The 22872-nt window shown below is 57.8% G+C and carries 24 protein-coding genes and 1 riboswitch; of the genes, 13 read left to right on the top strand and 11 right to left on the bottom strand.

Annotated features, from left to right (window positions below):
* Positions 1-40 precede the first annotated feature (40 nt).
* Positions 41-631: a TetR/AcrR family transcriptional regulator gene (locus ACR0IP_RS18460; protein WP_480527140.1), complete on the top strand. Its 591-nt coding sequence runs from the start codon at positions 41-43 to the stop codon at positions 629-631.
* A 159-nt stretch (positions 632-790) separates the two neighbouring features.
* On the opposite strand, the gene ACR0IP_RS18455 is transcribed toward ACR0IP_RS18460, so the two are convergent.
* From ACR0IP_RS18455 to ACR0IP_RS18420, 8 genes are read right to left on the bottom strand one after another with little or no spacing between them, the layout of a single operon-like run.
* Positions 791-1729 carry an acetamidase/formamidase family protein gene (locus ACR0IP_RS18455; RefSeq protein ID WP_480527137.1) on the bottom strand — a complete coding sequence of 313 codons (939 nt, stop codon included), beginning with the start codon at positions 1727-1729 and terminating at the stop codon, positions 791-793.
* Between the two features lie 3 nt (positions 1730-1732).
* Positions 1733-2761, bottom strand: coding sequence for a branched-chain amino acid ABC transporter permease (locus tag ACR0IP_RS18450; protein ID WP_480527135.1), 1029 nt, complete (start codon positions 2759-2761; stop codon positions 1733-1735).
* Positions 2758-3654 carry a branched-chain amino acid ABC transporter permease gene (locus ACR0IP_RS18445; RefSeq protein WP_170689223.1) on the bottom strand — a complete coding sequence of 299 codons (897 nt, stop codon included), beginning with the start codon at positions 3652-3654 and terminating at the stop codon, positions 2758-2760. Before ACR0IP_RS18445 ends, ACR0IP_RS18450 begins: the two co-directional genes overlap by 4 nt.
* 1 nt (position 3655) lies before the next feature.
* A complete protein-coding gene (locus ACR0IP_RS18440) occupies positions 3656-4360 on the bottom strand; it encodes an ABC transporter ATP-binding protein (protein ID WP_170689224.1) in 705 nt (234 codons plus the stop codon).
* 41 nt (positions 4361-4401) lie between these two features.
* Positions 4402-5556, bottom strand: coding sequence for an ABC transporter substrate-binding protein (locus ACR0IP_RS18435; RefSeq protein WP_170664703.1), 1155 nt, complete (start codon positions 5554-5556; stop codon positions 4402-4404).
* Between the two features lie 29 nt (positions 5557-5585).
* Positions 5586-6296, bottom strand: coding sequence for an ABC transporter ATP-binding protein (locus ACR0IP_RS18430; RefSeq protein ID WP_480527133.1), 711 nt, complete (start codon positions 6294-6296; stop codon positions 5586-5588).
* Entirely contained in the window at positions 6289-6930 is a 642-nt protein-coding gene (locus tag ACR0IP_RS18425) for a cysteine hydrolase family protein (RefSeq protein ID WP_170643163.1), read from the bottom strand. The genes ACR0IP_RS18430 and ACR0IP_RS18425 overlap by 8 nt, the downstream gene beginning before the upstream one ends.
* Positions 6927-7700: an N-formylglutamate amidohydrolase gene (locus ACR0IP_RS18420; protein WP_480527130.1), complete on the bottom strand. Its 774-nt coding sequence runs from the start codon at positions 7698-7700 to the stop codon at positions 6927-6929. The genes ACR0IP_RS18425 and ACR0IP_RS18420 overlap by 4 nt, the downstream gene beginning before the upstream one ends.
* Positions 7701-7768: 68 nt before the next feature.
* Between ACR0IP_RS18420 and ACR0IP_RS18415 the strand changes: the two genes are divergently transcribed.
* The 7 genes from ACR0IP_RS18415 to rpsD all read left to right on the top strand — a co-directional run bounded on the left by ACR0IP_RS18415 (position 7769) and on the right by rpsD (position 14993).
* Positions 7769-8647, top strand: a complete 879-nt coding sequence (locus ACR0IP_RS18415) for a MurR/RpiR family transcriptional regulator (protein WP_419738483.1) — start codon at positions 7769-7771, stop codon at positions 8645-8647.
* Complete coding sequence (locus ACR0IP_RS18410) at positions 8647-9957, top strand: type I glutamate--ammonia ligase (protein ID WP_480527210.1); 1311 nt, start codon at positions 8647-8649, stop codon at positions 9955-9957. Before ACR0IP_RS18415 ends, ACR0IP_RS18410 begins: the two co-directional genes overlap by 1 nt.
* A gap of 114 nt (positions 9958-10071) precedes the next feature.
* The gene (locus ACR0IP_RS18405) at positions 10072-10593 is read left to right on the top strand and encodes a GNAT family N-acetyltransferase (RefSeq protein WP_170689228.1); all 522 of its coding nucleotides are present in this window, start codon (positions 10072-10074) and stop codon (positions 10591-10593) included.
* A 119-nt stretch (positions 10594-10712) separates the two neighbouring features.
* Positions 10713-10916: riboswitch (cobalamin riboswitch) on the top strand.
* A gap of 111 nt (positions 10917-11027) precedes the next feature.
* Complete coding sequence (locus tag ACR0IP_RS18400) at positions 11028-12251, top strand: aromatic ring-hydroxylating oxygenase subunit alpha (protein ID WP_480527127.1); 1224 nt, start codon at positions 11028-11030, stop codon at positions 12249-12251.
* A 5-nt stretch (positions 12252-12256) separates the two neighbouring features.
* Positions 12257-13336 (top strand): FAD-binding oxidoreductase, encoded by a 1080-nt coding sequence (locus tag ACR0IP_RS18395; RefSeq protein WP_480527125.1) that lies wholly within the window; start codon positions 12257-12259, stop codon positions 13334-13336.
* 261 nt (positions 13337-13597) lie between these two features.
* On the top strand, positions 13598-14065 hold the full coding sequence (locus ACR0IP_RS18390; protein ID WP_480527124.1) for a hypothetical protein: 468 nt from the start codon (positions 13598-13600) through the stop codon (positions 14063-14065).
* 307 nt (positions 14066-14372) lie between these two features.
* Positions 14373-14993, top strand: a complete 621-nt coding sequence (gene rpsD, locus ACR0IP_RS18385; RefSeq protein ID WP_170374584.1) for a 30S ribosomal protein S4 — start codon at positions 14373-14375, stop codon at positions 14991-14993.
* Positions 14994-15050: 57 nt separating this feature from the next.
* Here the strand turns inward: rpsD and ACR0IP_RS18380 are convergent, their stop codons facing one another.
* Positions 15051-15857, bottom strand: coding sequence for an AraC family transcriptional regulator (locus tag ACR0IP_RS18380; protein WP_480527122.1), 807 nt, complete (start codon positions 15855-15857; stop codon positions 15051-15053).
* Positions 15858-16093: 236 nt separating this feature from the next.
* Here ACR0IP_RS18380 and ACR0IP_RS18375 point away from each other — a divergent pair, with 236 nt between their 5' ends.
* Positions 16094-16924, top strand: coding sequence for an SDR family oxidoreductase (locus ACR0IP_RS18375; RefSeq protein ID WP_480527120.1), 831 nt, complete (start codon positions 16094-16096; stop codon positions 16922-16924).
* 2 nt (positions 16925-16926) lie between these two features.
* Here the strand turns inward: ACR0IP_RS18375 and ACR0IP_RS18370 are convergent, their stop codons facing one another.
* On the bottom strand, positions 16927-17388 hold the full coding sequence (locus tag ACR0IP_RS18370; protein WP_170374590.1) for an Lrp/AsnC family transcriptional regulator: 462 nt from the start codon (positions 17386-17388) through the stop codon (positions 16927-16929).
* Between the two features lie 102 nt (positions 17389-17490).
* Here ACR0IP_RS18370 and ACR0IP_RS18365 point away from each other — a divergent pair, with 102 nt between their 5' ends.
* The 4 genes from ACR0IP_RS18365 to ACR0IP_RS18350 all read left to right on the top strand — a co-directional run bounded on the left by ACR0IP_RS18365 (position 17491) and on the right by ACR0IP_RS18350 (position 21818).
* Positions 17491-18906 (top strand): aminotransferase class V-fold PLP-dependent enzyme, encoded by a 1416-nt coding sequence (locus ACR0IP_RS18365; protein ID WP_480527117.1) that lies wholly within the window; start codon positions 17491-17493, stop codon positions 18904-18906.
* Between the two features lie 64 nt (positions 18907-18970).
* Positions 18971-20056, top strand: a complete 1086-nt coding sequence (gene hisC / locus ACR0IP_RS18360; protein ID WP_480527115.1) for a histidinol-phosphate transaminase — start codon at positions 18971-18973, stop codon at positions 20054-20056.
* On the top strand, positions 20053-20973 hold the full coding sequence (locus tag ACR0IP_RS18355; RefSeq protein ID WP_170689236.1) for a prephenate/arogenate dehydrogenase family protein: 921 nt from the start codon (positions 20053-20055) through the stop codon (positions 20971-20973). Before hisC ends, ACR0IP_RS18355 begins: the two co-directional genes overlap by 4 nt.
* A complete protein-coding gene (locus ACR0IP_RS18350) occupies positions 20970-21818 on the top strand; it encodes an extensin-like domain-containing protein (protein WP_480527113.1) in 849 nt (282 codons plus the stop codon). Before ACR0IP_RS18355 ends, ACR0IP_RS18350 begins: the two co-directional genes overlap by 4 nt.
* Here the strand turns inward: ACR0IP_RS18350 and ACR0IP_RS18345 are convergent.
* Positions 21815-22816 carry a DUF2125 domain-containing protein gene (locus ACR0IP_RS18345; protein ID WP_480527111.1) on the bottom strand — a complete coding sequence of 334 codons (1002 nt, stop codon included), beginning with the start codon at positions 22814-22816 and terminating at the stop codon, positions 21815-21817. The two genes, ACR0IP_RS18350 and ACR0IP_RS18345, sit on opposite strands and share 4 nt — an antisense overlap.
* Between the last annotated feature and the right edge of the window lie 56 nt (positions 22817-22872).

Genomic DNA, 22872 nt, shown 5'->3' with positions numbered 1-22872 from the left:
ATTTTGTAAACACACTTTTTTACTTTTTGAGGCGAAATCCGTGAAACGTACTGAAAAGAAAAGAAAAGATATCATCGATGCAGCCATCGATGAGTTTCGGGAACAAGGATTTCTGGGGGCCAGGACGACCTCAATCGCCCAAAAAGCAAGTGTTTCGAGTCGCACACTCTACAATCATTTCGAAAGCAAAGAGGCTCTCTTCGAAGCAATCTCAGAAATCATGTTGGAGCAGAACCGGAGTATGAAGCCGGTTGCCTATGACCCAAGCCGTGACTTCGTGGAGCAGCTGAAAGACGCTCTTTGGGGGTACATCTCGGTCATAACGGAAGAGACGGCAATTGGTCTAAACCGCATGGTCCTTTCAGAGCTGATCCGCGACCTCGATCGTTCTCGGAAATTCTTCACGGAGACAGAAACGCACGACTACCCGATGACGCAGTTGATCGGCGAAGCCATGGGCGCTGGCGTAATCCGAAGAGCCGATCCGGTCTTCGCGACCAACCAGCTCTTGGCACTCGTCAAAAACTTCTTTTTCTGGCCAGAGTTTTTCCTGGGCGAGAACCCGACCACCAAGGGCGTAATGGACGATTGCATCGCCATGTTTATGGCGCACTACAAAATGGGCAAGTGAACCGCTCGTCAGACGCTTGACGCAGTCGTCACGATAGCGAAACAATCGAGGCCGAAGAACACCTACTGAAAAGATCGCTTACTTGCGGACGTATTTTGAACGGCTGACGGCTTCCGACATCGACCGCATAGCTCCGACACTCAGGAGTTGCAGCATTCTTCAGTTCAGAACGGTCTTCGGAAAGTAGAATGAGACCGCCCAGTTCGGGATATCCACGATCTCACTGATGCGCAGATCGCCGCAGACCGAGCAGAGCATGTAAGCATCAAGCGCTGACATCCCCGTCGTGGCCGAGATCCAGTCGACCATACCCGCCACTGCATCGCGGGCGGCCTGCATGAGATCCTCACCGATGCCTGTCGTCGCCTTGTAGCCGGAGGTATCGAAATGGCGGGTGACGGGGCCGTTGGTTTCAAACCGGGGGTAGGGCAGGTTTTCGCCTTTGAGAAGGTCGATTTTGATGGCCACGTCCATAGGGCTTTCGATGGCGGTGCCGCAAATCTCGCCATCGCCTTGTGCCGCGTGGGTGTCCCCCAGAGACAGCATCCCGCCCGCCACCTCGACGGGAAGGTAAAGCGTTGTCCCCACGCAATTGTCGCGGATGTCCAGATTGCCGCCGACCCGGCGCGGAGGCACGACGGAATGCAGACCCGGCTCGGCCAGCGCCAGGCCGATTGTGCCGACGAACGGCTTGAGCGGTACCTTCCCGCCAGGGCCGAACAGAGCAGGGGTCATCGCGGTAGAATCATAGTTCCAGATATGAAGCGCCGCGTCGGGAAACTGATCGGTCAGCAGGCCAAAACCGGGGATGTTGGCGGTCCAACCCCAGCCCGAGGGTTTGAAATCCAGAAAGGTCACGGCAACGGTATCGCCGAGCTCGGCTCCTTTGATGTGGATCGGCCCTGTGACCGGATTGACCGCGTCGAAAGACAGCTTACCCAGATCGGCCAGGGTCGAGGAAGCGTTCAACTGCCCGCCCGAACTGTCGATGGTTTCGACCTCAACGGTCTCGCCGGGGTCGACGCTCAGGACGGGTTCGATGGAGTTGTCCCAACCGAAATGGTGGTTGTGTTTGTGAATAGTGTGGTTGCAACCCATGACTTACTCCTGTTTTTTCAGAACCAGGTCTTCGATTTCTTGATCACCCATGATCCCTCCGGGGCGCAGGGCCATAGTCAGAACGATGACCGTTCCCAGTGCAATACCCGACAGGCCCAGCACTTCGGGCAGGTCGATGCCCAGCAGGACCGGGCCGGTTTCCAGCCAGCGCACGCATTCCAACCCGAACGAGATCAAAAGCGTGCCCAGAACCGCACCTGTGACTGTCCGCATTCCTCCAAGGATCAGCATGGCGAGTGTCAGAAAGACGTGGTTGAAATAGAAGGGCCGTGCGCTGATCGTGCCAAGGAAATAAGCGTAAGCAATCCCGGCGACTGCAAGCAGGATGGCTGACAGGACCCAGGCAATCAGGCGTAACCGGCGAATGTTTACACCCATTGCGGCGGCTCCGACCTCATCATCGGCGCAAGCACGCAGCTGGATGCCCCAGCGGCTTTCGCGAAAAAGGCGCACGATGAACACAACGAATACGGACAAGATTACTATAGACGTCAGTGAGAACACCTGCGGAATGCCGAAAAACGCCTGGTTTCCTTTGAAAATGTCGGTGCGGTACAGGAATACCGAGTGCACGATGACCAGGACGGCAAGGGAAAAGATGGTCACTCCAGACCCTGTCAGGCGCACGACAAACAGTCCGACGATTAGGGCCAGAACCGCGGTGATCACAATGGCAAGCAGCGCCGAACTGACCGGATCAAACGAGAAGGCATTCAACCCCCAAGGCGCATCCGGCAGAGAGATGGATTTGACCGTCACCGGCGTCACGCAAATCGCGGCCACGTAGGCACCGATCCCCATGAAGGCACTGTGGCTGAGGTTGGTCAGGCGCGCATTGCCCATGAACAACTGCATGGCCAGAACGACCAATAAGTTCACGTAGGCGCTGTATACCAGCCGAAGCTGATAGCGAGAGCCGAAATAGGTCACGATCAGCCCAATCGCGATCAATACGGCGGCCAGGATCGCAGCACCCACCAACCCGCGTTTCTGACTGGGGTTCAGGATCATATCTTGTCCCCTTTCTCAGTCGGGGGCGACAGGATGCCATCCGGCCTCCAGACCAGAACGAGGGCTATGATTCCAAAGACAAAGGCGTCTTTCATGCCGCCATATTCCTGCGGCAGTAGGACTAGCATGGCGACCTCGATCGCGCCGAGAAGAAAGCCGCCCAGCACGGCTCCGGGCAGGCTGCCAAACCCTCCGACGACGCAGGCCACGAAGGCCTTGAGGACCGGGTTGAACCCCAGATGCGGATCAACCGATCCACGCCGCGCCATGATGAAGATACAGGCCAGCCCGGCCAGTAGGCCCGACACCATGAAGGCCACCGCAAACACCCTGTTGGATTTGACGCCGACCATGCGGACCATCTCAAAATCCAGCGAGGCGGCGCGCATGGCCAGACCCAGTGTTGTGCGTTTGAGAAACAGCATCAGTCCGACGATCACCAGCACCGTCGTCAACGCCTCGAACACCTGAAGGGAAGATACCTGAACACCCAAAAGCTGCACGGGCCAGTCGAGGAAATACAGAGACGTCACAGCCACCGGGCGTGGTGAGACCGCAAGCAAAAACACGTTCTGCAGAATGATTGAAACACCAAAGGCGGTCAGCAGGCCGGTTGTCGGGTCCGCGTATCGCACGGGTCGGAACGCCACGCGTTCCAGCAAGAGGGACATCAGGATCGCAGCGGCGATCGCTCCGCCTATCACGATGAATGGGTTGTTCAGTGCCAGTGCCGCAAAGGCCACCATCGTATAGCCACCAACCGCGATCACCTCACCATGGGCAAAGTTCACCAGCCCCATGATCGAAAAGACAATCGCCAGTCCGAGTGCAATCAGCGCATATTCCGCACCAAAGGCGAGCGCGTTCATCATCTGCTGGGCCACGTATTCCATGTCAGGCGATCCCCGTCAGTTCCGCCATAAGCGCGCTGCTTTGGCCCAGTGTTTCCTTGGTGCCCTCGGCCACGACCCGACCGTTGTTCAAAAGGTAAGCGTAGTCCGACAGGCGCAGCGCCTGCGTTGCGTTCTGTTCGACCAACAGGATCGTCATTCCCTGCGCCTTCAGCTGTTCGATCATCTGGAAAATCTGGCTTACGATCTTGGGGGCCAGACCCAGGCTGGGTTCGTCCAGCAGCAGGATCTTGGGGCGTGTCATCAAGGCGCGGGAAATGGCAAGCATCTGCTGCTCTCCGCCTGACAGGGTGCCCGCCGGTTGGTCCCTGCGTTCGCCAAGGATTGGAAAGGTCTCAAGCCAGTGGGTGATGTCGGCATCCTTGGCCGTGCGGTCGGAACGGGTCGCGCCGCCCAGAACCAGATTTTCCTCGACGCTCAGGTTCGAGAAGATCCGCCGCCCTTCCGGGGCCACGGACATACCCGCCTGCACTCGAGCCTCCACAGGCAGGGCCGAGATATCGGCGCCGTCAAAGGTGATCCGGCCCGAGGACTTGACCACCCCCATCAGCGCTGAGATGGTCGAGGTCTTGCCCGCGCCATTGGGCCCAAGCAAGGACACACAGCGGCCCTTCTCCACGGCGAAAGAGATGCCGTGCACGGCCTCGATCGGACCGTGAGAAACTATCAGGTTTTCAACATTCAGCATGGGATTGGAAACGGGGGCTGGAACCGCCCCCGTCTTTTGGCTCAGTTCCAGTCTTTCGGTGTGTTTTCGGGAATTTCGTTCGAGATCAGAACCCGCTTGCCATCTTTGTAGCCAATCACAGGGATCGTGCGCTGGGCATAGGTTTTCGTATCCTTGAACGAAATGCTGTCGACTGTCAGAACCGGGATCGACTCGGCCGTGCGGATCGTTTCCGCAATCACCGCCGGGTCGCTGCTGCCGGAGGTTTCGACCGCCCAGGCAACGGCCTTGACTGTGTCGGCACCGGTGGCTGGGAACAAGCCGGGCACATCGTGGCCCAAATCCTTGCAGTCCGCCATGAACTTGACCACGGCGCTTTCGTCGTGGCTTGGGGCCAGCGTGGCAAAGAACACCTTGTCGAGAATCGCAGGATCATCAGCCGCGACAGCATCCAGCGATGGATCGTCAAACCCGTCCGAGCCGACCACCCAAGCGTCGATCCCGGCGCTGCGCAGCTGTCGAACCAGCACACCAATATCGGGCATGATCGACGAAATATAAACGGCGTCGATCTCTTCACCCAGTGCTTTCATGTCAGCGATCTGAGGTGACCAGTCCGATGTGCCAAAGCTGAAGTTCATCTTCGCCAGCACCTTGCCGCCGCCCTCTTCGATCACTTGACCGAACCACAGCGGGGTGCGGGCAGACCACGACCCGCCTTCGTCCGAGGTCAGCAGAACCACATTCTTGACCCCTTCGCTAAGCGCGTGGTTGGCAGCTGCCGTTGCCGTGAATGGATCGGGTGAGACACCGGTAAAGAAATTGTCCACAATGCCCGCGTGCATCTCGACTTGCGTGGATTGCGGCTGGAAGATGGAAACGCCATAAGGTTGCGCGATCTGAGCTACCGGGATCATCGTGTCCGAGAACGGCGTGGTGCCCAGCATCACAACCCCTTCGTCCAGGAACTTCTGCGCCAACGAGATGGCCGCCTGCGTGTCGCCTGCGGAATCCTGAACCAGGACTTCGATCTTCTTGCCGCCAGCACCACCGTCGGCGTTGATCATATCGGCCATACAGCGCGCGCCCAGGTATTCGGAATAGATTGCCAGATCACCTGTCATCGGCACGCCCAGTCCGATCTTGATCGTATCTTCAGCGACCGCGGGTAGGGCGAGGCTCATGGCGGTCAGAGTCGTAAGGGTCAACTTCTTCATACTTGTTCTCCTGTTGAAAGCCGCCTGCGTCACGCGGCACGTTCATCGGTTTCGCCAAGATAAGCGTCGATAACCTCTTGGTTCTTGGTTATTTCTTCGGGTGCGCCTTGGGCAATGATGGCACCCATGTTCAAAACAGTGATCTTGTCGCAGAGCGACATGATGAATTTAAGATCGTGGTCGATCACCAAAATCGCGCAGTCCGAATGTGTCCGCACCCATGTCAGTGACCGGCCCAGAGCGTCCGTTTCCTGTTCGTTCATCCCCGCGGCGGGTTCGTCCAGCATCAGGATACGCGGGTTCAGGGCCAGCGCGCGAACGATCTCCAGCCGCCGAAGCTGCCCATATGCCAACGACCCGGCATTGTGGTTGAGCTTGTCCGACAGGCCGAACTCGGGGATCGCGGCGTCGACGATTTCGGCGCCGCGGCCGGAATAGCGGGCGACGTCGATGTTCTGCGCGACGCTGAGGCTTGGAAAGACCCGCAGGTTCTGAAACGTCCGGGCCACACCGCGCGCCGCGCGTTCGTGGGCGCGCAAGTTATCCAGCGGCTCGCCATCCAGCGACAAGCTGCCCGCCGAGTGGGTTAACAGCCCAGAGATCAGGTTGACCAGCGTCGTCTTGCCTGCGCCATTGGGGCCGATCAGACCGCGCACTTCGCCCGGTTCGACGGACATGGTCACATCCTCGACGGCGTGGACCCCGCCAAAGGTCTTGGTGATGCCGTTCAGATCAAGCACCGGCCAATTCCTCGACCAGTTCTTTTGTGGTGACCTGTCGGCAATAGCCTTTGATCGCGCGCAGAGAATTGTCGTGCCGGTCCTGCGTATGAGTCAGGCAGGCATCTTCGACCTGAGTGACAAGGTAGCCCAGATCACACGCGTCACGGATGGCGCTTTCGACGCATTGATCCGTCAAAAGACCGGACAAAACAACTTGGCGAACGCCAAGGTTGCGCAGGATGTAGTCAACATGCGTGGACACAAACACCGAAGAGGACGTCTTCGGCAGCACGATCTCATCGCCTTGGGGCGCGATCTGGTCAATGACCTTTCCGTCCCAGCTGCCCTTGGGAACATGAAAACCCGTTATCTTGTAGTCCAGTGACCGGTCCCGCCCGTCGAGCGTCAGGCTTTCGATATTGGTGTACATGACCTCGACGCCGGCAGTGCGGCAGGCGGCCTGTATGGCCTGCATGTTCGGGATCACGCGGTTGTCCAGCTGATCGAAAAACCAGCCGTATTCCTCATTGAATTCGGCCTCAGGCAATTCTTTGAATTCGGCTCCTTCCCGGTGTGCCGAATAGTTCTGCACGTCAATGAACAACAGCGCGGATTGCGATGGGATAAGTGGAACATTTCGGGTCAAACTCACGTCTTGGTCTCCAATATCCGGGTAAAGGCTTCGGCGAGAAGCTGCGCCCAATCTTCGACGCCTTTTGTATCGCGGATCAGGTCATTGCGGATCTCGACCAGCGAATGTGCCAGTCCGCGCGGTTCGGCGAAATGCGGTATGAACCAGTCGCTTTCACTGTCGATCTGATAGGGCTGGTTCAACGTCATGTGCAGATCGGGACGTAGGGCCGAGATATGGTCGATCGCGGCCTGCCCCGTGGTCGGGTCAACGCGGGTCAGAAACCCGGCGTGCCAAGGCCGCGCCTCACCATCGACCTGTGCGGCGAAGGAATGGATCGACACCGCAAGCACGCGCGGTGCCCGGTCCAGCATATGTTCAATGGCTGCGTTCAGAGGGGCCATGATCTCACGCTGACGCGCCTTGCGATCCTCAACGGTCAAGTTCAGATTGGCTGGGATCTGCTCTCCAAAGCTGTTTGGTGGAATTGAATCCGGGGCTTCGATTGGGCGGTTGCAATCAATCACAAGCCGGGAATAGCGCTGCAAGATCAAAGGGGCCCGTAGCCGGTCAGCCAATTGCCGGGCCACAGCCTCGGCCCCTATATCCCAACCGCGATGGCTGGCCTGCACCTCTTCCGAGACGCCAAGATTGCCCAGCTTTTTCGGGATCGCGCGCCCGGCGTGTTCGCAGAGCAGCGCGATCTTCGCATCACTGTCAGGGTTCACCCATTCCACCGGGGCGGGATCCCCGGCGACCAGCAGTTCTTGGGTCGCGGCTGAAGTGTTCATGTGGTCCAAGTTAGAGAACAAGTTTTTTCAGAGTCAATGAAAAATAGATTGACTGAAATTTTTATTCCATGCGATCCATTCAGATCAGGAGGTGCCGCTTGCTGGTTAGGCAGAGAATTGAAGCGAAGGCGGAAAACATGACCGCGAGCGAGCGCAAGCTGGCCGCTGCCTTGCTCAGCGACTACCCCTATGCGGGTCTGGTCACGATTCAGGAACTCGCGCGCCGGGCCGAGGTATCGGCCCCGTCGATCTCTCGGTTTGTCACCAAGATCGGACTGGGCGGCTATCAGGAATTCCAACGTGCTCTCTTGTCGGAATTGAAAGAAGGCCAACGCTCGCCCACCGATCTGCACGGCGAAGGGCGCAGTGTTGATGGAGGGTTCTTACGTGATTTCATCGCGCGCGCCTCGTCTCAGATGGCGCTGTCGGCAGAAGGTATCACCGAGGCGCAGTTTCAGCGCATATGCTCGGTACTGAGCCAGCCAAAAAGCGATGTCTATATTTTGGGCGGTCGGATCAGTGATACCATCGCGCAGCACCTGTCTTTTCACCTGCGCCAAACCCGCAGCGGTGTGTATCATCTTCCAGCCAACAATGAGGTCTGGCCGGAATACCTGCTGCGGATGAAACCTGCGGATATCCTGTTTCTGGTCGATTTTCGTCGCTACCAACCTGCGCTGGCGCGATTGGCCGCGACTGCCGCGCGGGACCGAGGGGTTCGCGTTGTTCTCATGACAGACAAATGGTTGTCTCCCATATCCCGCCATGCGGCAGAAATCTTGCCAGTTCCGATCGAAAGCGGCACGCTCTGGGATACGTACACAGCGGCCCTTGCTGTCACCGAGGCGCTGGTGACGCGTATTGCCGAAGACAACTGGGACCAGACGAAGTCCCGCATCGAAGCCTGGGATGCCATGCGATCCCACAACCAGGACCCCAACCCATGATGCCCAAAACCCCCCTGATGTTCGTCGCCACCTCTGACCTTGCCGGTAAATTGCGGGGCAAGGCGTTTCCGACGGATCAACTGAACAAGCGGTTGCAGCGCGGCGTCGGGTGGACACCTACGAATGTCCAGATCAACTGCTTTGACGGAATTGCCGAAAGCCCGTTTGGCGCGCTGGGCGATCTTCTTCTGATCCCGGACGCCACGGCCGAGGCAAAGGTCGAGTTCGGCGAAGACTCCGGCCTGCACTTTCTTATGGGCGATATCGTCACTCTGGACGGAGACCCTTGGGACTTCTGCACGCGCAGTTTGTTAAGGGCGGCGCTGGAGCGGCTGCACAAGGTCTCAGGAGCAAATTTGCTGGCCGCGTTCGAGCATGAGTTCCAGCTGAAAGATCCGCCAAGCCAGGCCAACGAAGCCTATGGTCACCGCGGCTTTGGCCTGCAGCGGGATCTGTGCGAGACCTTGATCAATGCGATTTCTCAGGTCGGTCTCAAGCCGGATTCGATCATGAAGGAATATGGGCCAAACCAATATGAGGTCGTCATAGGCCCCGAGCTGGGTGTTCGCGCGGCGGACGCGGCCATCATGGTACGCGAACTGACCTATGCGACTGCACAGGCTTATGGCGAACGGGCTACCTATACCCCTATTCGCGATGTCGCGAGCGTTGGGAATGGGGTTCATTTCCATATGAGCTTTGTGGACGATAGTGGCGCGCCGCTGACCTACGCCGAAGACGGGCCCTGCGGCATGTCGGACCTGACGAGCGCTTTCGCCGCCGGAGTTCTGAAATATCTGGATGCGATCCTGGCTCTGACAGCGCCTTCGGTGATCTCCTATGAACGCCTGACACCGCATCGTTGGTCTGCGGCTTTCAATAATCTGGGTTTCCGCGACCGCGAGGCTTCCTTGCGGATTTGTCCGGTGACCGCAAAAGACCCAGCCTCAATCGCGGGGCAGTTCAACATCGAATACCGTGCGGCGGATGCTGCAGCTTCGCCTCATCTGGCGCTTGCTGCGGTTGTCATGGCCGGGACGCAGGGGATCAATGAAGGGCTACCCGCTCCCGTTCCAACCGAAGAGGATCTTTCGCTTTTGGACGTCGCAGAACTTACCCAAAGAGGGCTGGTGCGCTTGCCTCAGACTTTGGAAGATGCGCTCGACCGGTTCGTAAACAACTCGGTCGTGACCGGCTGGTTCCCCGAGGGCTTTGCCGAGCTGTACCAAGCCCACAAACAATCCGAGATCGCGACAACCGCACATCTGGACACAGACGCACGCTGCCGATTGTACGAAGAAACATATTGACCTGAGCGGCTGGTCTTGCGGAAGCTCGTGGAATGCAACCTCTGGGGCGTCGGTCGGATAATCTCGCGCAGCATGACGCGGTGCAGGCTGTTTAGCTCAGGATAGGGATGGATCATGAACCGTTCAGAAACCGATGCCATCTTGAATTTGCATAGGCTGGCTTTTGGCGAAGCAGAAGGTGACGAAATCGCTCAACTCGCCGAAGATCTCCTTGAGCATCCGGAAACGATTTCAATCAGCGTAAGGCGTGACGGGCAGATCGCGGGCAATGTCATGTTCACCCCGTTAGTTTTCCAGGATCACCCAGACGTAAGATGCTATCTTCTGGCACCCTGCGGTGTCTCGCCCGAGCATCAAGGCCGCGGTGTTGGCAGAGAGATGATGGAGACCAGCATCAAGCACTTGAGGTTCATTGGAACAGACGCTGTCTTCGTGTTGGGCGTGCCGACATTCTACCCCTTATTCGGGTTTGTTCCGACCGACAAAGAGACGCCATATCCGGACCTTCTGACGATCCCCGAGGCATGGATGACGCTTGAGCTCACTGCAGGATCGGTTGAAAAGCTGGGGGGCAAGACACTTGCGATTGCGCCCTTTATGCACGCGCATTTGTGGGACACATCGCAACACGGGTGAATTCGGTTTTCTTGTCCTTGCCTCAAACCACGGACTTGTTTCAGGTTTCCATTTCTGCTGGGCATGTCTGTTTTGTTTCTGGAAATGTCGCAAGGCTTTCAGCCACGAATCCATCCCCGAGTAGGTTGCGCATGTGAGGTGCTGCTGTCTGATTCTCAGGCGGCAGAGAATTGGGAAGCCGGTGCAATTCCGGCGCTGCCCCCGCAACGGTAAGAAAGGTCAGGTTCGACAGGTGACCACTGGGACGAGGATCCCGGGAAGGTGTCGAGACCGGGCGCAAGCCCCTTTCAAGTCCGGAAACCAGCCTTGCATATATGTCAAACCGCGGGTGGCGGTGGGGGCACAAGTTTCGGACGTGATCCTCGCACGGCTCCGGACTGGCCTCTTATGTCATCTGCCCAAGCTGAGCCGCGGGCGCGGCAGGAGAGCCAGAAGTGAGCAACGTTCAAAGCCTGTTGGTGCGTCGAAACCCGGCCTATGCCCTTGAACAGGCGTTCTATACCGATCCAGATGTCTTTCAGGCGGATCTTGAGGCCATCCACTACCGCAACTGGCTATTTGCCATTCCGGCATGTGAACTGGTGAAAACAGGCGACTATGTGACCTACACTGTAGGCGCATACCGCGTGATCATTGTGCGCGGCGCGGACAACCAGATCCGGGCCTTCCACAATACCTGCCGCCATCGCGGGTCAATCATCTGCAAAGCGGCCAAGGGGAACTCGCCCAAACTGGTCTGCCCCTATCACCAGTGGACCTATGAGCTTGACGGCTCATTGCTGTGGGCGCGTGATATGGGGCCTGATTTCGACCCCAAACAACACGGGCTGAAAACCGTTCACTGCCGTGAACTGGCCGGGCTGATCTATATCTGTCTTGCGGATGAAGCGCCCGATTTCGACACTTTCGCGAATAGAGCACGGCCCTATCTGGAGCCGCATGATCTAAGCAACGCCAAGGTCGCCTTTGAAAGCACGATCATCGAAAAGGGTAACTGGAAGTTGGTTTGGGAAAACAACCGTGAGTGCTATCACTGCGGTGGCAATCACCCTTCGCTGTGCCGGACCTTCCCTGATGATCCCTCGGTAACCGGTATCGAAGGGGGGGAAACCCCGGCCTTCATGCAAACTCACTTCGACCGTTGCGAGGCTGCGGGAATGCCGTCGCAGTTCTATCTGCATGATGACGGGCAATACCGCCTGGCGCGCATGCCGCTGAAGGAAGGGGCGGAAAGCTACACTCTGGACGGTAAATCCGCGGTGCGTCGCTTTCTTGGCCGTTCGCCCTTTGCAGATGCGGGGACGTTGTTGAAGTTCCACTATCCCAGCACGTGGAACCACTTCCTGGCCGATCATTCGATTGTTTTCCGGATCACGCCGGTCAGCCCGACCGAGACCGAAGTCACCACGAAATGGCTGGTCAACAAGGATGCGGTCGAAGGGGTCGACTATGACGTCAAGCGTCTGACCGAGGTCTGGATGGCCACCAATGACGAAGATCGCCGTGTGGTGGAAGACAACCAGATAGGCATCAACAGTCCGGCCTATGTGCCGGGACCGTATTCTGGGATCCAGGAATCCGGTGTTCTGCAATTCACCGATTGGTATTGCAGCGCTTTGGCGCATCACCTTGCACCTGACACGATGGCGGCGGAGTGACGGAGATGAAAGATCTGAACGCTGTTGCCTCGGTCTGGCAGGATGACGAGACGCTGGAATGCGTCTCGGTCGTGCCCGAGACGCCAAACACCGCCAGCTTTACGTTCCGCGCCCCTTCCGGAGCCTTGTTTGCCTACCATCCAGGTCAGTTCCTAACGCTCGAGATTCCGGCGCCGGGGCAGCCGGGAGGCGTTGTGCATCGGACCTATACGATATCGTCATCCCCATCGCGTCCACGGTCCATCACGATTACGGCCAAGGCGCAACCGGACAGCATCGGCACTCGCTGGATGCTGAACAATCTGCAGCCAGGTATGCGGATGCGGGCGATTGGCCCGGCGGGTCTGTTTACCAATGCTGAAAGCGCCGCCCCCAAATATCTGTTCATCTCGGCGGGGTCGGGCATCACTCCTATGATGTCGATGACGACCTGCATGTGGGACGAAGGCCGCGATCTGGATGTCGTCTTCATCAACTGCGCCAAACGTCCGTCTGAGATCATCTTCCGCCAACGGTTGGAACAGATGGCAAGTCGGACGCCGGGTCTGGATCTGAAGTTTGTGGTTGAGGAAGCGGATCGCTACAGCCCTTGGACCGGCTATCAGGGTCAGTTCAACCAGCTGATGCTGGGTCTCATGGCTCCCGACTATTTGGACCGTGAGGTCTATTGCTGCGGTCCGGAACCGTTCATGCAGGCTGTCCGTGAAGCTCTGTCGGGTCTTGGCTTTGACATGGACAACTATAATCAGGAAAGCTTTGGAGCTCCGGTTGAGACCGAAGCGGATCAGCCCGATCTGGATGATATCGTTCCTGACGATGACAGCGCCGCCGAAATCGTGTTTGCGACCTCGGGTGTCACCACCAAAGTTGCCGAGACAGATACGGTTCTGGTCGCCGCACGTGCGGTTGGATTGAACATCGCCTCGGGCTGTACGTTTGGCGTTTGCGGCACCTGCAAAATCAAAAAGACCTCGGGTGAGGTTCACATGGTTCACAACGGCGGTATCTCCGAGGATGACATAGCAGCAGGCTACATTCTGGCGTGCTGTTCAAACCCGATCGGCAAGGTCGAAGTTGAGGTGTGAACGGGAAGTCTCAGGCTGAAACTGCAGAGCGGTTACGGCCGCCTGCGGTTTCAGAGTTTCAAATATTTGTATTAATATCATATACTTATCGTCCCTATGCGCGCTTAAGGGAGCTTGGGTGGCACAGGTTTGCTCGCGGATAGTTGATTCTATTCGGCAACATTCACGTGATTGCTCAAATTCTGTCTCTTTTCCGCCGAAATCTCCCCTGATAAAGCGGGTTGAGTACTGGGTGGGGTGTTGATAAGTGCGAGCAGGTATATGAGAGCCGGATATAACGGTCGTGTAGCCATTTCATGGAATCAAACTGAGCTTGATGGGCTTGAGGCAGCGCCTTTGGCCTTTTTGGCGGTCGGGTCCGCATGGTCCTGGCGTGGTCAGGCGCTGGTGTTGGGCGAAGTGGCGGAGCAAAATCTTGAGCAACTGGGAAATATGGGCGCGACCCCTGTGCGCACCCGCGACGCGTTTTCAGCCCCGCAAGAGATCTCGGGAGAGTATTGCGGTTCGGTCACATTGACCAATGGGGCGCAGCGCTTTTCGGCAGATTTGGTTATCACCGATGACGAACAATGGCCGACTCTGGTGTTCAACACTGGCTGTCCCCCTCGGGATCAGGATTTCTGGATTAGCGAAGTAACGCATGCCGGTGTCGACCTGCAGAGCGTACCGCAACCGACTGCACAGGTGGTGGCGTTTCCGGGAAAATCCGCGCCGGGTTTCTTTTCATAGGTTTGGTTACCTAGCTGGCGCTGAACCCGTTGGCCTAAAAACCCTTCAAGAAATTTAAGCAGGGCCGTCGGGACGTGTTGACTCTGACAGTTCTGCGGATATAAGCGCGGCTTCATTGGTGTTGGTGGCCCCCGCAAGGGGATGCCTGTCATGGGGGAAACCTCAAGAGGACAACGCCCTTTATAACCCGGCACCACGCCTGGTCTGAACTGGAACTGCCCGGTCCGAGCGGAGACGCTATTTCGGCCCGAAAAGTGGGAACCGGTTTTCGGATCAAGCTGAAATGCCACTTTAAAGGAGATCAGCCGTGACCAAACGCACGTCTGCCAAGTACAAAATCGACCGCCGGATGGGCGAAAACATCTGGGGTCGTCCGAAATCCCCGGTCAACCGTCGTGAATATGGCCCCGGCCAGCACGGCCAGCGCCGCAAGGGCAAACTGTCGGACTTCGGTCTGCAGCTGCGCGCCAAGCAGAAGCTGAAAGGCTACTATGGCGACCTGACTGAGAAGCAATTCCGTCGCATCTACGCCGAAGCTGAGCGAGTAAAAGGCGACACCGGTGAAAACCTGATCGGTCTGCTGGAGCGCCGTCTGGACGCCGTTGTATACCGCGCCAAGTTCGTACCGACCGTCTTTGCTGCACGTCAGTTCGTGAACCACGGCCACGTCAAAGTGAACGGCAAGCGGGTCAACATCCCGTCCTACCGTGTCAAAGAAGGCGACGTGATCGAAGTGCGTGACAAGTCCAAGCAACTGGCAGTTGTTCTGGAAGCTGTTGCTCTGGCCGAGCGTGATGTTCCTGACTACATCGACGCCGACCACTCGAAAATGACCGCGACCTTCGTACGCGCACCGGGCCTGAGCGATGTGCCTTACCCAGTCATGATGGAACCGAACCTGGTTGTCGAATTCTACGCGAAGAACTAATCTTCGCTGACATTCCAGATTACAAAGGCCGCGTTTTCAGCCCGGCCTTTTTAGTTTCTAAGCTATGCATTTTGACCCGATGTCCTGACGAGGTGGCACTCCGAATTTGCGCGAGTATTCCCGACTAAACTGGGTCGGGCTTTCATAGCCAACCTCAAAAGCTGCTTGCGACACACTGAGCGAACCGTGCGACAATAGCCTGCGGGCTTCCAGCAGCCTGAGGTCTTTTTGGTACTGCAGTGGAGAGGTGGCTGTTACCGTTTTGAAATGGGCGTGAAAGGCAGAAACGCTCATGCCAGCGCTTTGTGCCAGATCGCAGACGGGCAGGGCTGTTCGAAAATCCGCGCGAATGATGTCTATTGCGCGCGCGATACGGCTGGCGGCACTGTCGCGCCATAGCATTTGCCGTAACATGCCACCGTGATCTGCTTGTAGGAGTCGGTAGTGGATTTCACGGCTGATCATCGGTGCGAGAATTTTTGCGTCCGTAGGGTTTTGACTGGCGTGAAACAGGCGAGCCATGGCGTCAATCAGATCGGGCGAGGCTTTTGATGCGGCAAGGCTTTGGACTGTTTCGATTTCAGTAGGTTCTGAGCCGACAGAGTCGTAGAGACCACGTAAGATGGTCAAGTCCAAAGAGAATACGAGGCCGACATAGGGCTTTTCCCGACTTGCTTCGGTGACAGCGGCCAAAACCGGAAGTGAATGGCTGACGATCAGAGAGTCGCCTGCACCGAAGTGAACAAGGCGATCGCCGATACGTGTTTCTTTCTTCCCCTGTAGAACTAGGCAGACAATAGGTTCATACACCTGCGCTTCTATTGATTTCGTTTTGACATCATGAAGAAGGCCGAAACCGTCCAATGCGGTCGGGTAGAAAGCAGCGTGTTCTGCCCGTCCGCCCACAGCTTCGCAGATTTTTTCAACTAAATCATGTTGTGTCATGGTATCCCCACTGCCTCATTCAGCATATTTCGCGCAAGAGGTCAGTGCTAGCCAGAATCCTGACGGTCAGAGAATTAGGCAGATATTGAGGAGAATTCGGCAGGCGCATCGCGGTTTTCTAACCTATCTAGTGGTCAGGCTAACAATTGCGGAGAATGACCTTGGCACAGACTATCCTCATAACTGGCGCTTCATCGGGTATTGGCAGAGTTACGGCTGAGCTGTTTCACAGGCGGGGCTGGAATGTCATTGCCACCATGCGCAACCCCAGCAAGGAAGCTGAGCTTACGCAATTCGAGAATGTTCTGGTCACACGTCTTGACGTCACCGAGGAGGGTTCAATTGCGGCCGCAGTTGCCGGGGGGATTGAACGGTTTGGTCAGATTGACGTTCTTTTGAACAACGCCGGCTACGGCGCTTACGGCCCGCTAGAAGCCTTCCCGATGGAGCGTATCCGGCGGCAATTCGATACCAATGTCATCGGGTTGTTGGCTGTGACAAAAGCCGTTCTACCGCATATGCGCGCAAATGGTTCGGGCTGTATCGTCAATATCTCGTCCATTGGTGGACAAATTACCTTCCCCCTTGGAACGCTTTATCACGGCACAAAATTCGCGGTTGAAGGCCTGTCAGAGTCTCTGCACTACGAGCTTGCTGCGGCAGGTATCAAGGTCAAGATTGTCGAGCCTGGTCTGATTGCTACCGATTTTGGTGGCCGTTCGTTTGATTTCGTCAATGACGAGAGCATGGCCGAGTATCAACCTGTCGTGCAGGCCTTGTTCAGCACGTGGGGCTCGGAAGAAATGGCAGCGCGAACGTCGCCGCCAAGTGTTGTCGCCGATGTCATTTTGACCGCGGTGACGGACGACACTGACACTTTGCGCTATCGTGCCGGCGAAGATGCCGTTGAATACCTGGACAACCGCAAGGCTCTGGACGACGCAACTTTTATCGGCGGCATGAAGGCGATGCTTGGTTTGGCCTGAGTTCAGATCGGAAGTGGTCGCCCTTCAGCGATCGCTTCCATCGCAAAATATGAGGTCACGCTGTCCAGTTCGACCTTCTCGATCAGGCGTTGGTAGACTTTGTCATATGAGGCCATATCCTGGGTCACGACTTTCAGTTGATAGTCATAGTCACCGCCGATCCGATGGAAATCCACAACCTCGGGAATGGTCAGAACATGGCGGCGAAACGCCTGCAGCCACTCGGCTGAATGATGTCGGGTGCGCAGCATGACGAAGACAACGAGGTTCAACCCCAAAGTCTCGCGCGCAATGCGGGCGGTTGACCCGATCAGAACCCCGTTTTCATTCAGCGCTTTCAGCCTGCGCCAACACGCGTTCTGGGACAGCCCGACCCGATCGGCCAGCTCGCGCTGCGAAAGGGTGGCGTCTTTTTGAAGCTCTCTCAGAATGTGAGTGTCTATTTGATCTAAATTTTGGCTCATATCTAATCATATGACACAAAATTTATGAATTCTACGCAAAGAACGATAATGTTTCCACAGTTCGGATGGATCACATTGGACTTACAGTAAGGAGCCAATGCTATGACCCTGTCCAAATTTCGTGCGGATCTCTGTTCCACCACTCACAATTCCCACCTGCGCGACGGGCTGATCGGAGAGAATGTTCTGATCCCGGGTCTGCAGGGGGACGTGCCGCTTGTCTATGCGGATTACGTTGCTTCGGGTCGCGCGTTGCGACAGGTCGAAGACTTTGTGGCTAATCACGTGTTGCCATTTTATGCCAACAGCCACACCGAGGCCTCCTTCTGCGGGTCTTACATGACCCGTCTGCGTCGCGAAGCGCGCGATGAGATAGCCCGCCTTGTTGGCGCGAGGGGAGAAGACGCGGTGATCTTTACCGGGTCCGGTGCCACGGCGGGGCTCAACCGGTTGGTAAGTCTGCTCCGGGTGGCGGAAGCTGACCAACCGGTTGTCCTAATCGGTCCTTATGAGCATCACTCGAACATCTTGCCATGGCGCGAGAGCAAGGCTCTGGTGGTTGAGATTCCGGAAGCGGCGGAAGGGGGCGTTGATCTGCGCGCGCTGCAGGAGGCGTTGGACACGCACGCTGATGCGGATCTTGTGATCGGGTCATTTTCAGCTGCGTCCAATGTGACGGGGATCATCACCGATCCCGATCCGGTGACGCGTTTGCTCAAGTCGTATGGGGCTTTGGCCGTTTGGGACTATGCCGGGGGCGGGCCTTACCTGCCGATGGACATGGGGCCTGTGGATGCGCGCAAGGATGCGATCGTAGTGTCTCCGCACAAGTTTCCGGGTGGGCCGGGGGCGTCGGGCGTATTGGTCGTGAACCAGAGCGTTGTACAGCGTCGTTGCCCCAGCTGGCCGGGCGGGGGGACGGTGAGTTTCGTCTCGCCCTGGCGCCACGACTACAGCGAAAACCTGTCTACGCGAGAGGAGGCGGGAACGCCCAATGTGATCGGTGATATCCGCGCGGCACTTGCCTTCATCGTCAAGGATGTCGTCGGAACGGATGAGATCGCTCGACGCGAGGCGCAATATAACCAAATGGCGCTGGAAGGATGGAAGGACAATTCGAACCTGACTTTGCTTGGGGTGGAAAATACACATCGCCTGCCGATCTTTTCCTTCCTAGTGCGCGACAACGCAGGACAACCGGTGCATCAGCAACTGTTCACGCGGATGCTCAGCGATATATACGGCATTCAGGCGCGCGGAGGGTGCGCCTGTGCCGGGCCTTACGCACATCGGCTCCTGGGCATAGATCGAGCCGCGTCAGAGGAGCTGCACGCCGCTCTGTCCGCGGGTGAGGAGATGAAAAAGCCCGGATGGGTGCGCCTGAACTTCTCGTATCTGATGCGCGAGGAAACGGTCCAGTTCATAATCGACAGCGTCAATGACCTGTCCCGCCGGACCGAAGAATTCGTGCCGTTCTACAATGCCGACCCGGCGACTGCGCGCTTCAAAGCCGCATGATGGAATTGCTGCTTTTCTGAAAGCGTTGAGACAGGTATGAGAGGCCCAATAAACGGAGCCTCTCATGATCAAAATTACCCCTCAACCCGGCATTATGGACATCGCGCTGTATCAAGGCGGCCAGTCTCATGTGGCGGGTGTCGAGCATGTGATCAAGCTGAGCTCCAACGAAAACCCGTTTGGCCCCAGCCCCAAAGCGATTGAGGCGGTGCGCGACAGCGCCGCCACCTTGCATCGCTATCCCAGCACCGACCACGCAAGCCTGCGCAATGCGGTCGGCGCACGTCACGGTCTGGATCCGACGCGGATCATCTGCGGTGTCGGCAGTGACGAAGTGTTGCAATTCATCGCTCAGGCCTACGCAGGGCCGGGGGATGAGGTGGTCTACACTGAACATGGGTTTTCCATGTATCCGATCATTGCGCGGATGGCGGGTGCCGCGCCGGTCATGGTGGCCGAGCGCGACCGCAAGGTCGACGTGGATGCCATTTTGGCAGCCATAACAGCGCAGACGCGGATCGTGTTTGTCACCAACCCCGGCAATCCGACCTCGACCATGATCTCACAGAGGGAACTGGAACGTTTAGCGCAGGGTCTGCCGGATAGCTGTCTGATGGTCATTGATGGGGCCTATGCCGAGTTTGTCGACGGTTTCGATGGTGGTGCGTCTCTGGTCGATGCCCATGAGAACGTGATCATGACCCGGACTTTTTCAAAGGTGTATGGGCTGGGCGGCATGCGCGTGGGCTGGGGCTATGCGCATCAGCCGATCATCGACGTGCTGAGCCGGGTGCGCCAACCGTTCAACCTGTCTTTGACCGCGCTGGCTGCGGCCGAAGCAGCTGTAAATGATGTCGAATTCCTGTCCTTCTGTCAGGCTGAAAACGCGCGCCTGAGGGTATGGTTGTCGGATGAGTTGGCCAAGATCGGCGTCCCGTCGGACCCATCTTTCACCAACTTCATCCTCGCGCGCTTTGCCGATCAGGCCGAGGCTGAGGCTTGCGATGACTACCTCAAGTCGCAGGGTTTGATTGTTCGGCGCGTTGCGGGCTACAACCTGCCAAACGCGCTGCGGATCACCGTGGGCGATGAGGAAGCCTGCCGCCGTGTCGTCGCAGCCATCACCGCATTCAAAGAGGGCGTAGCATGAGCCAGATTTACGACCGTGTTGCGCTGATCGGGTTGGGTCTGATCGCCTCATCCATGTTCTGGGCCATCAAGCGCGCAGGTCTGGCTGGCGAAGTCACCGGCTATGCCCGCTCTGAAGCCACCCGCGACACAGCCCGCAGGATCGGTTTGTGTGACCGGGTTTGCGACACCGCGCAAGAGGCGGTCGAGGGCGCGGATCTGGTCGTCCTCTGCGTTCCGGTTGGCGCGATGGGCGTGGTCGCTCAGGACATCGCCCCGATGCTGAAGCCGGGGGCAACGGTGACGGATGTTGGATCGGTCAAACGCAGCGTGATCGAGGCCGTTTCGCCTCATATCCCTGAAGGCGTCCATTTCATCCCTGCGCACCCTTTGGCCGGGACCGAGCATTCGGGGCCTGAGGCCGGGTTCGCCGAGCTTTTTGACAATCGCTGGTGTCTACTTGTGCCGGTCGAAGGATCGGACCCCGAGGCCATCGCCCAGTTGCGGGCCTTGTGGGAAGGCATGGGGGCCAATGTCGATGAGATGGACGCAGATCACCATGATCTTGTTCTGGCCGTGACCTCTCATGCGCCGCACTTGATTGCCTATACGATGGTGGGTGTTGCCGATGACCTGCGCCGGGTGACCGATAGCGAGGTCATCAAATACTCGGCTGCGGGCTTTCGGGATTTCACCCGCATCGCGGCCTCGGACCCAACGATGTGGCGCGACGTGTTCCTGACCAACAAGGACGCGACGCTTGAGATCCTGGGCCGTTTCACCGAAGAGCTTTTCGCCCTGCAGCGTGCGATCCGCACCGGGGACGGAGAGCATCTGTTCGACTATTTCACCCGCACCCGCGCGATCCGGCGTGGGATTATTGATGCGGGTCAGGATACCGACGCGCCGGACTTTGGCCGGGGAAAGGCAGGGTCATGAAACAGATTTTGCGATACGCGGTTGTTGCCGCGCTTTGGGCCTCATCCACCCAAGCCGCCGCGCCCGAGCAATCGCTGTATCCAATTGCGCGCCCCAGCGCAGCAGTCGAAACTGCTGGCATCGTCGCGATCTCCAGCCGGGCAGCAACGCCTCTGACCATCCCGAACCTGCGCCCCGAAACACGGCCCGAGTCGCCTCAGCTGATCGCCGCAGCTGCGCGTCCGATGGATTTGCCCTTGCTGGGGCCTGATACCTCTTTGATGCCCTACCTCAGACCCAAATCATTGGAGCAGGAGGTGCTGTTCAAAAAGCGCAAGCTGCGCAAGGGGTCGGTCTGCGGTGATATCGCGATACAAGGTAAACCGGTCGGGCGTGTCTCCAGCAAAACCAAGGCGTGCGGGGTCAAGGATGCGGTTCAAATCACCTCGGTCTCGGGTGTGACGCTGAGCCGGGCTTCGACGATGGATTGCGGGACAGCCATTGCGCTGAACAAGTGGGTCGACAAAACCGTCAAGCCCACGTTCAAACGCCGTGGTCCTGTGGTGCAGCTACAAGTTGCCGCGCATTATGCCTGCCGGACGCGCAACAACCAAAAAGGCGCGCGAGTCTCTGAGCATGGCAAAGGCCGTGCCATCGATATTTCCGGCTTTGTCATGGCGGATGGAGAGGTCGTGACCGTTCTGAACGGATGGCGCAAGAACCCCTCACAAAAGCAGCTCAAGAAGATCTGGCGGGGGGCCTGCGGGCCGTTTGGCACCGTGTTGGGACCCAATTCAGACAGGTATCATCGGGACCATTTTCATCTGGATACGGCGCGGTATCGCACGGGATCTTACTGTCGCTAGCGCAGGATCAGACGTGGGGCCGGGCCAAGAGGGAGCGGCCCCAGTGCCACGAACCCGTCGCGGAAATTCAACTGCAGGTCCAGCGCGTTCGGGTTGCCGCCCAGTCCGGCCAGAAAATTGAGCGCGCGGGTCACCGGGTCGACGGCTTGATCGGGCAGGGCACCGGCGGCATTCGCCATTGCGATCATGTCACGCCAATTCTCGGCTTTGATTGCAATCTCTCCGGTCGGGATACCCTGCGTGTCTACATCCAACTCACCGGCGGCAAAAAGGCGCAACTCTCCCCATTTGACCTCGGCCAGATTCAGATCAATGGCGACGGGCTGCGGGCGGCTGTCCTCTAGCGCGCTCCGGTCCCAAGGCTTGTCGAAAGTGGTCAGCATATCCAATTGCAACGTCTCGAACCGCTGGGGCAGCGAGGTCGCGGATTGCATCAGCGCACGCAAATCCTCACCGGGGGTGAACCCGTCAATTTGCGCCGTGATGGCATAGGCTTCGGGGGCAGTGGTCTGCTCCATGATAACGCTGAGGGTACCACCGCCTGCCAGCGCCTCATTGTCTTCGCTAATCAGCCATGGACCAGCGGTAAGGGCCATCTTCTCGAGTACCAATGCGACACCGGGTTGCAGTTCCAACTCGGCTTGCAAAGCCTTGGCCTCGATCGTTGCGGTCTGGTCGAAATAGGATAGGCGCTGAGGCGTATCGGCAAAGCTCAGGGTTTGACGACCGGGCCAGATTGCGGGGCTTTGAAACTCGATCCAATCGGCGCTCCAGGCGGTGCCGTTGACTGGATCGGCCAGCGCCGGGTTGTTTAAGCGGGTGGTGTGATGTGTCGGGTAGCCCGCCGTTTCAACGCCTGAGAATTCGGCTTGCCAGCCGCGCGCCTGCTGGGCATCGAACCAGCTGGTGATCGCATTGCGCAGACCATAGCCCGCGATGAACCAATAGGCGCTCCATGCGATGGCGATAAAAATGAACACTCGTATCAGACGACGCATGAGCATTGGCCCTTTTTCCTGCCTCGGATTTGATGTTTATAGGCCCAAACGGGCAA

The organism is Ruegeria sp. AL11, from assembly GCF_056540865.1.
Note: the sequence above shows the minus strand (reverse complement) of the source record. Positions and strands in the feature narration are given on the sequence as shown.

Excerpts from the sequence above, each read along its gene's own strand:
- ACR0IP_RS18405 (WP_170689228.1), top strand. The coding sequence starts at position 10,072 with ATGAACCGTTCAGAAACCGATGCCATCTTGAATTTGCATAGGCTGGCT.
- ACR0IP_RS18375 (WP_480527120.1), top strand. The coding sequence starts at position 16,094 with ATGACCTTGGCACAGACTATCCTCATAACTGGCGCTTCATCGGGTATT.
- ACR0IP_RS18435 (WP_170664703.1), bottom strand. The coding sequence starts at position 5,556 with ATGAAGAAGTTGACCCTTACGACTCTGACCGCCATGAGCCTCGCCCTA.
- ACR0IP_RS18415 (WP_419738483.1), top strand. The coding sequence starts at position 7,769 with ATGCGATCCATTCAGATCAGGAGGTGCCGCTTGCTGGTTAGGCAGAGA.
- ACR0IP_RS18450 (WP_480527135.1), bottom strand. The coding sequence starts at position 2,761 with ATGATCCTGAACCCCAGTCAGAAACGCGGGTTGGTGGGTGCTGCGATC.
- ACR0IP_RS18345 (WP_480527111.1), bottom strand. The coding sequence starts at position 22,816 with ATGCGTCGTCTGATACGAGTGTTCATTTTTATCGCCATCGCATGGAGC.
- ACR0IP_RS18365 (WP_480527117.1), top strand. The coding sequence starts at position 17,491 with ATGACCCTGTCCAAATTTCGTGCGGATCTCTGTTCCACCACTCACAAT.
- ACR0IP_RS18370 (WP_170374590.1), bottom strand. The coding sequence starts at position 17,388 with ATGAGCCAAAATTTAGATCAAATAGACACTCACATTCTGAGAGAGCTT.
- ACR0IP_RS18410 (WP_480527210.1), top strand. The coding sequence starts at position 8,647 with ATGCCCAAAACCCCCCTGATGTTCGTCGCCACCTCTGACCTTGCCGGT.
- ACR0IP_RS18350 (WP_480527113.1), top strand. The coding sequence starts at position 20,970 with ATGAAACAGATTTTGCGATACGCGGTTGTTGCCGCGCTTTGGGCCTCA.
- ACR0IP_RS18445 (WP_170689223.1), bottom strand. The coding sequence starts at position 3,654 with ATGGAATACGTGGCCCAGCAGATGATGAACGCGCTCGCCTTTGGTGCG.
- ACR0IP_RS18395 (WP_480527125.1), top strand. The coding sequence starts at position 12,257 with ATGAAAGATCTGAACGCTGTTGCCTCGGTCTGGCAGGATGACGAGACG.
- ACR0IP_RS18440 (WP_170689224.1), bottom strand. The coding sequence starts at position 4,360 with ATGCTGAATGTTGAAAACCTGATAGTTTCTCACGGTCCGATCGAGGCC.
- ACR0IP_RS18355 (WP_170689236.1), top strand. The coding sequence starts at position 20,053 with ATGAGCCAGATTTACGACCGTGTTGCGCTGATCGGGTTGGGTCTGATC.
- ACR0IP_RS18420 (WP_480527130.1), bottom strand. The coding sequence starts at position 7,700 with ATGAACACTTCAGCCGCGACCCAAGAACTGCTGGTCGCCGGGGATCCC.
- ACR0IP_RS18390 (WP_480527124.1), top strand. The coding sequence starts at position 13,598 with ATGAGAGCCGGATATAACGGTCGTGTAGCCATTTCATGGAATCAAACT.
- ACR0IP_RS18455 (WP_480527137.1), bottom strand. The coding sequence starts at position 1,729 with ATGGGTTGCAACCACACTATTCACAAACACAACCACCATTTCGGTTGG.
- hisC (WP_480527115.1), top strand. The coding sequence starts at position 18,971 with ATGATCAAAATTACCCCTCAACCCGGCATTATGGACATCGCGCTGTAT.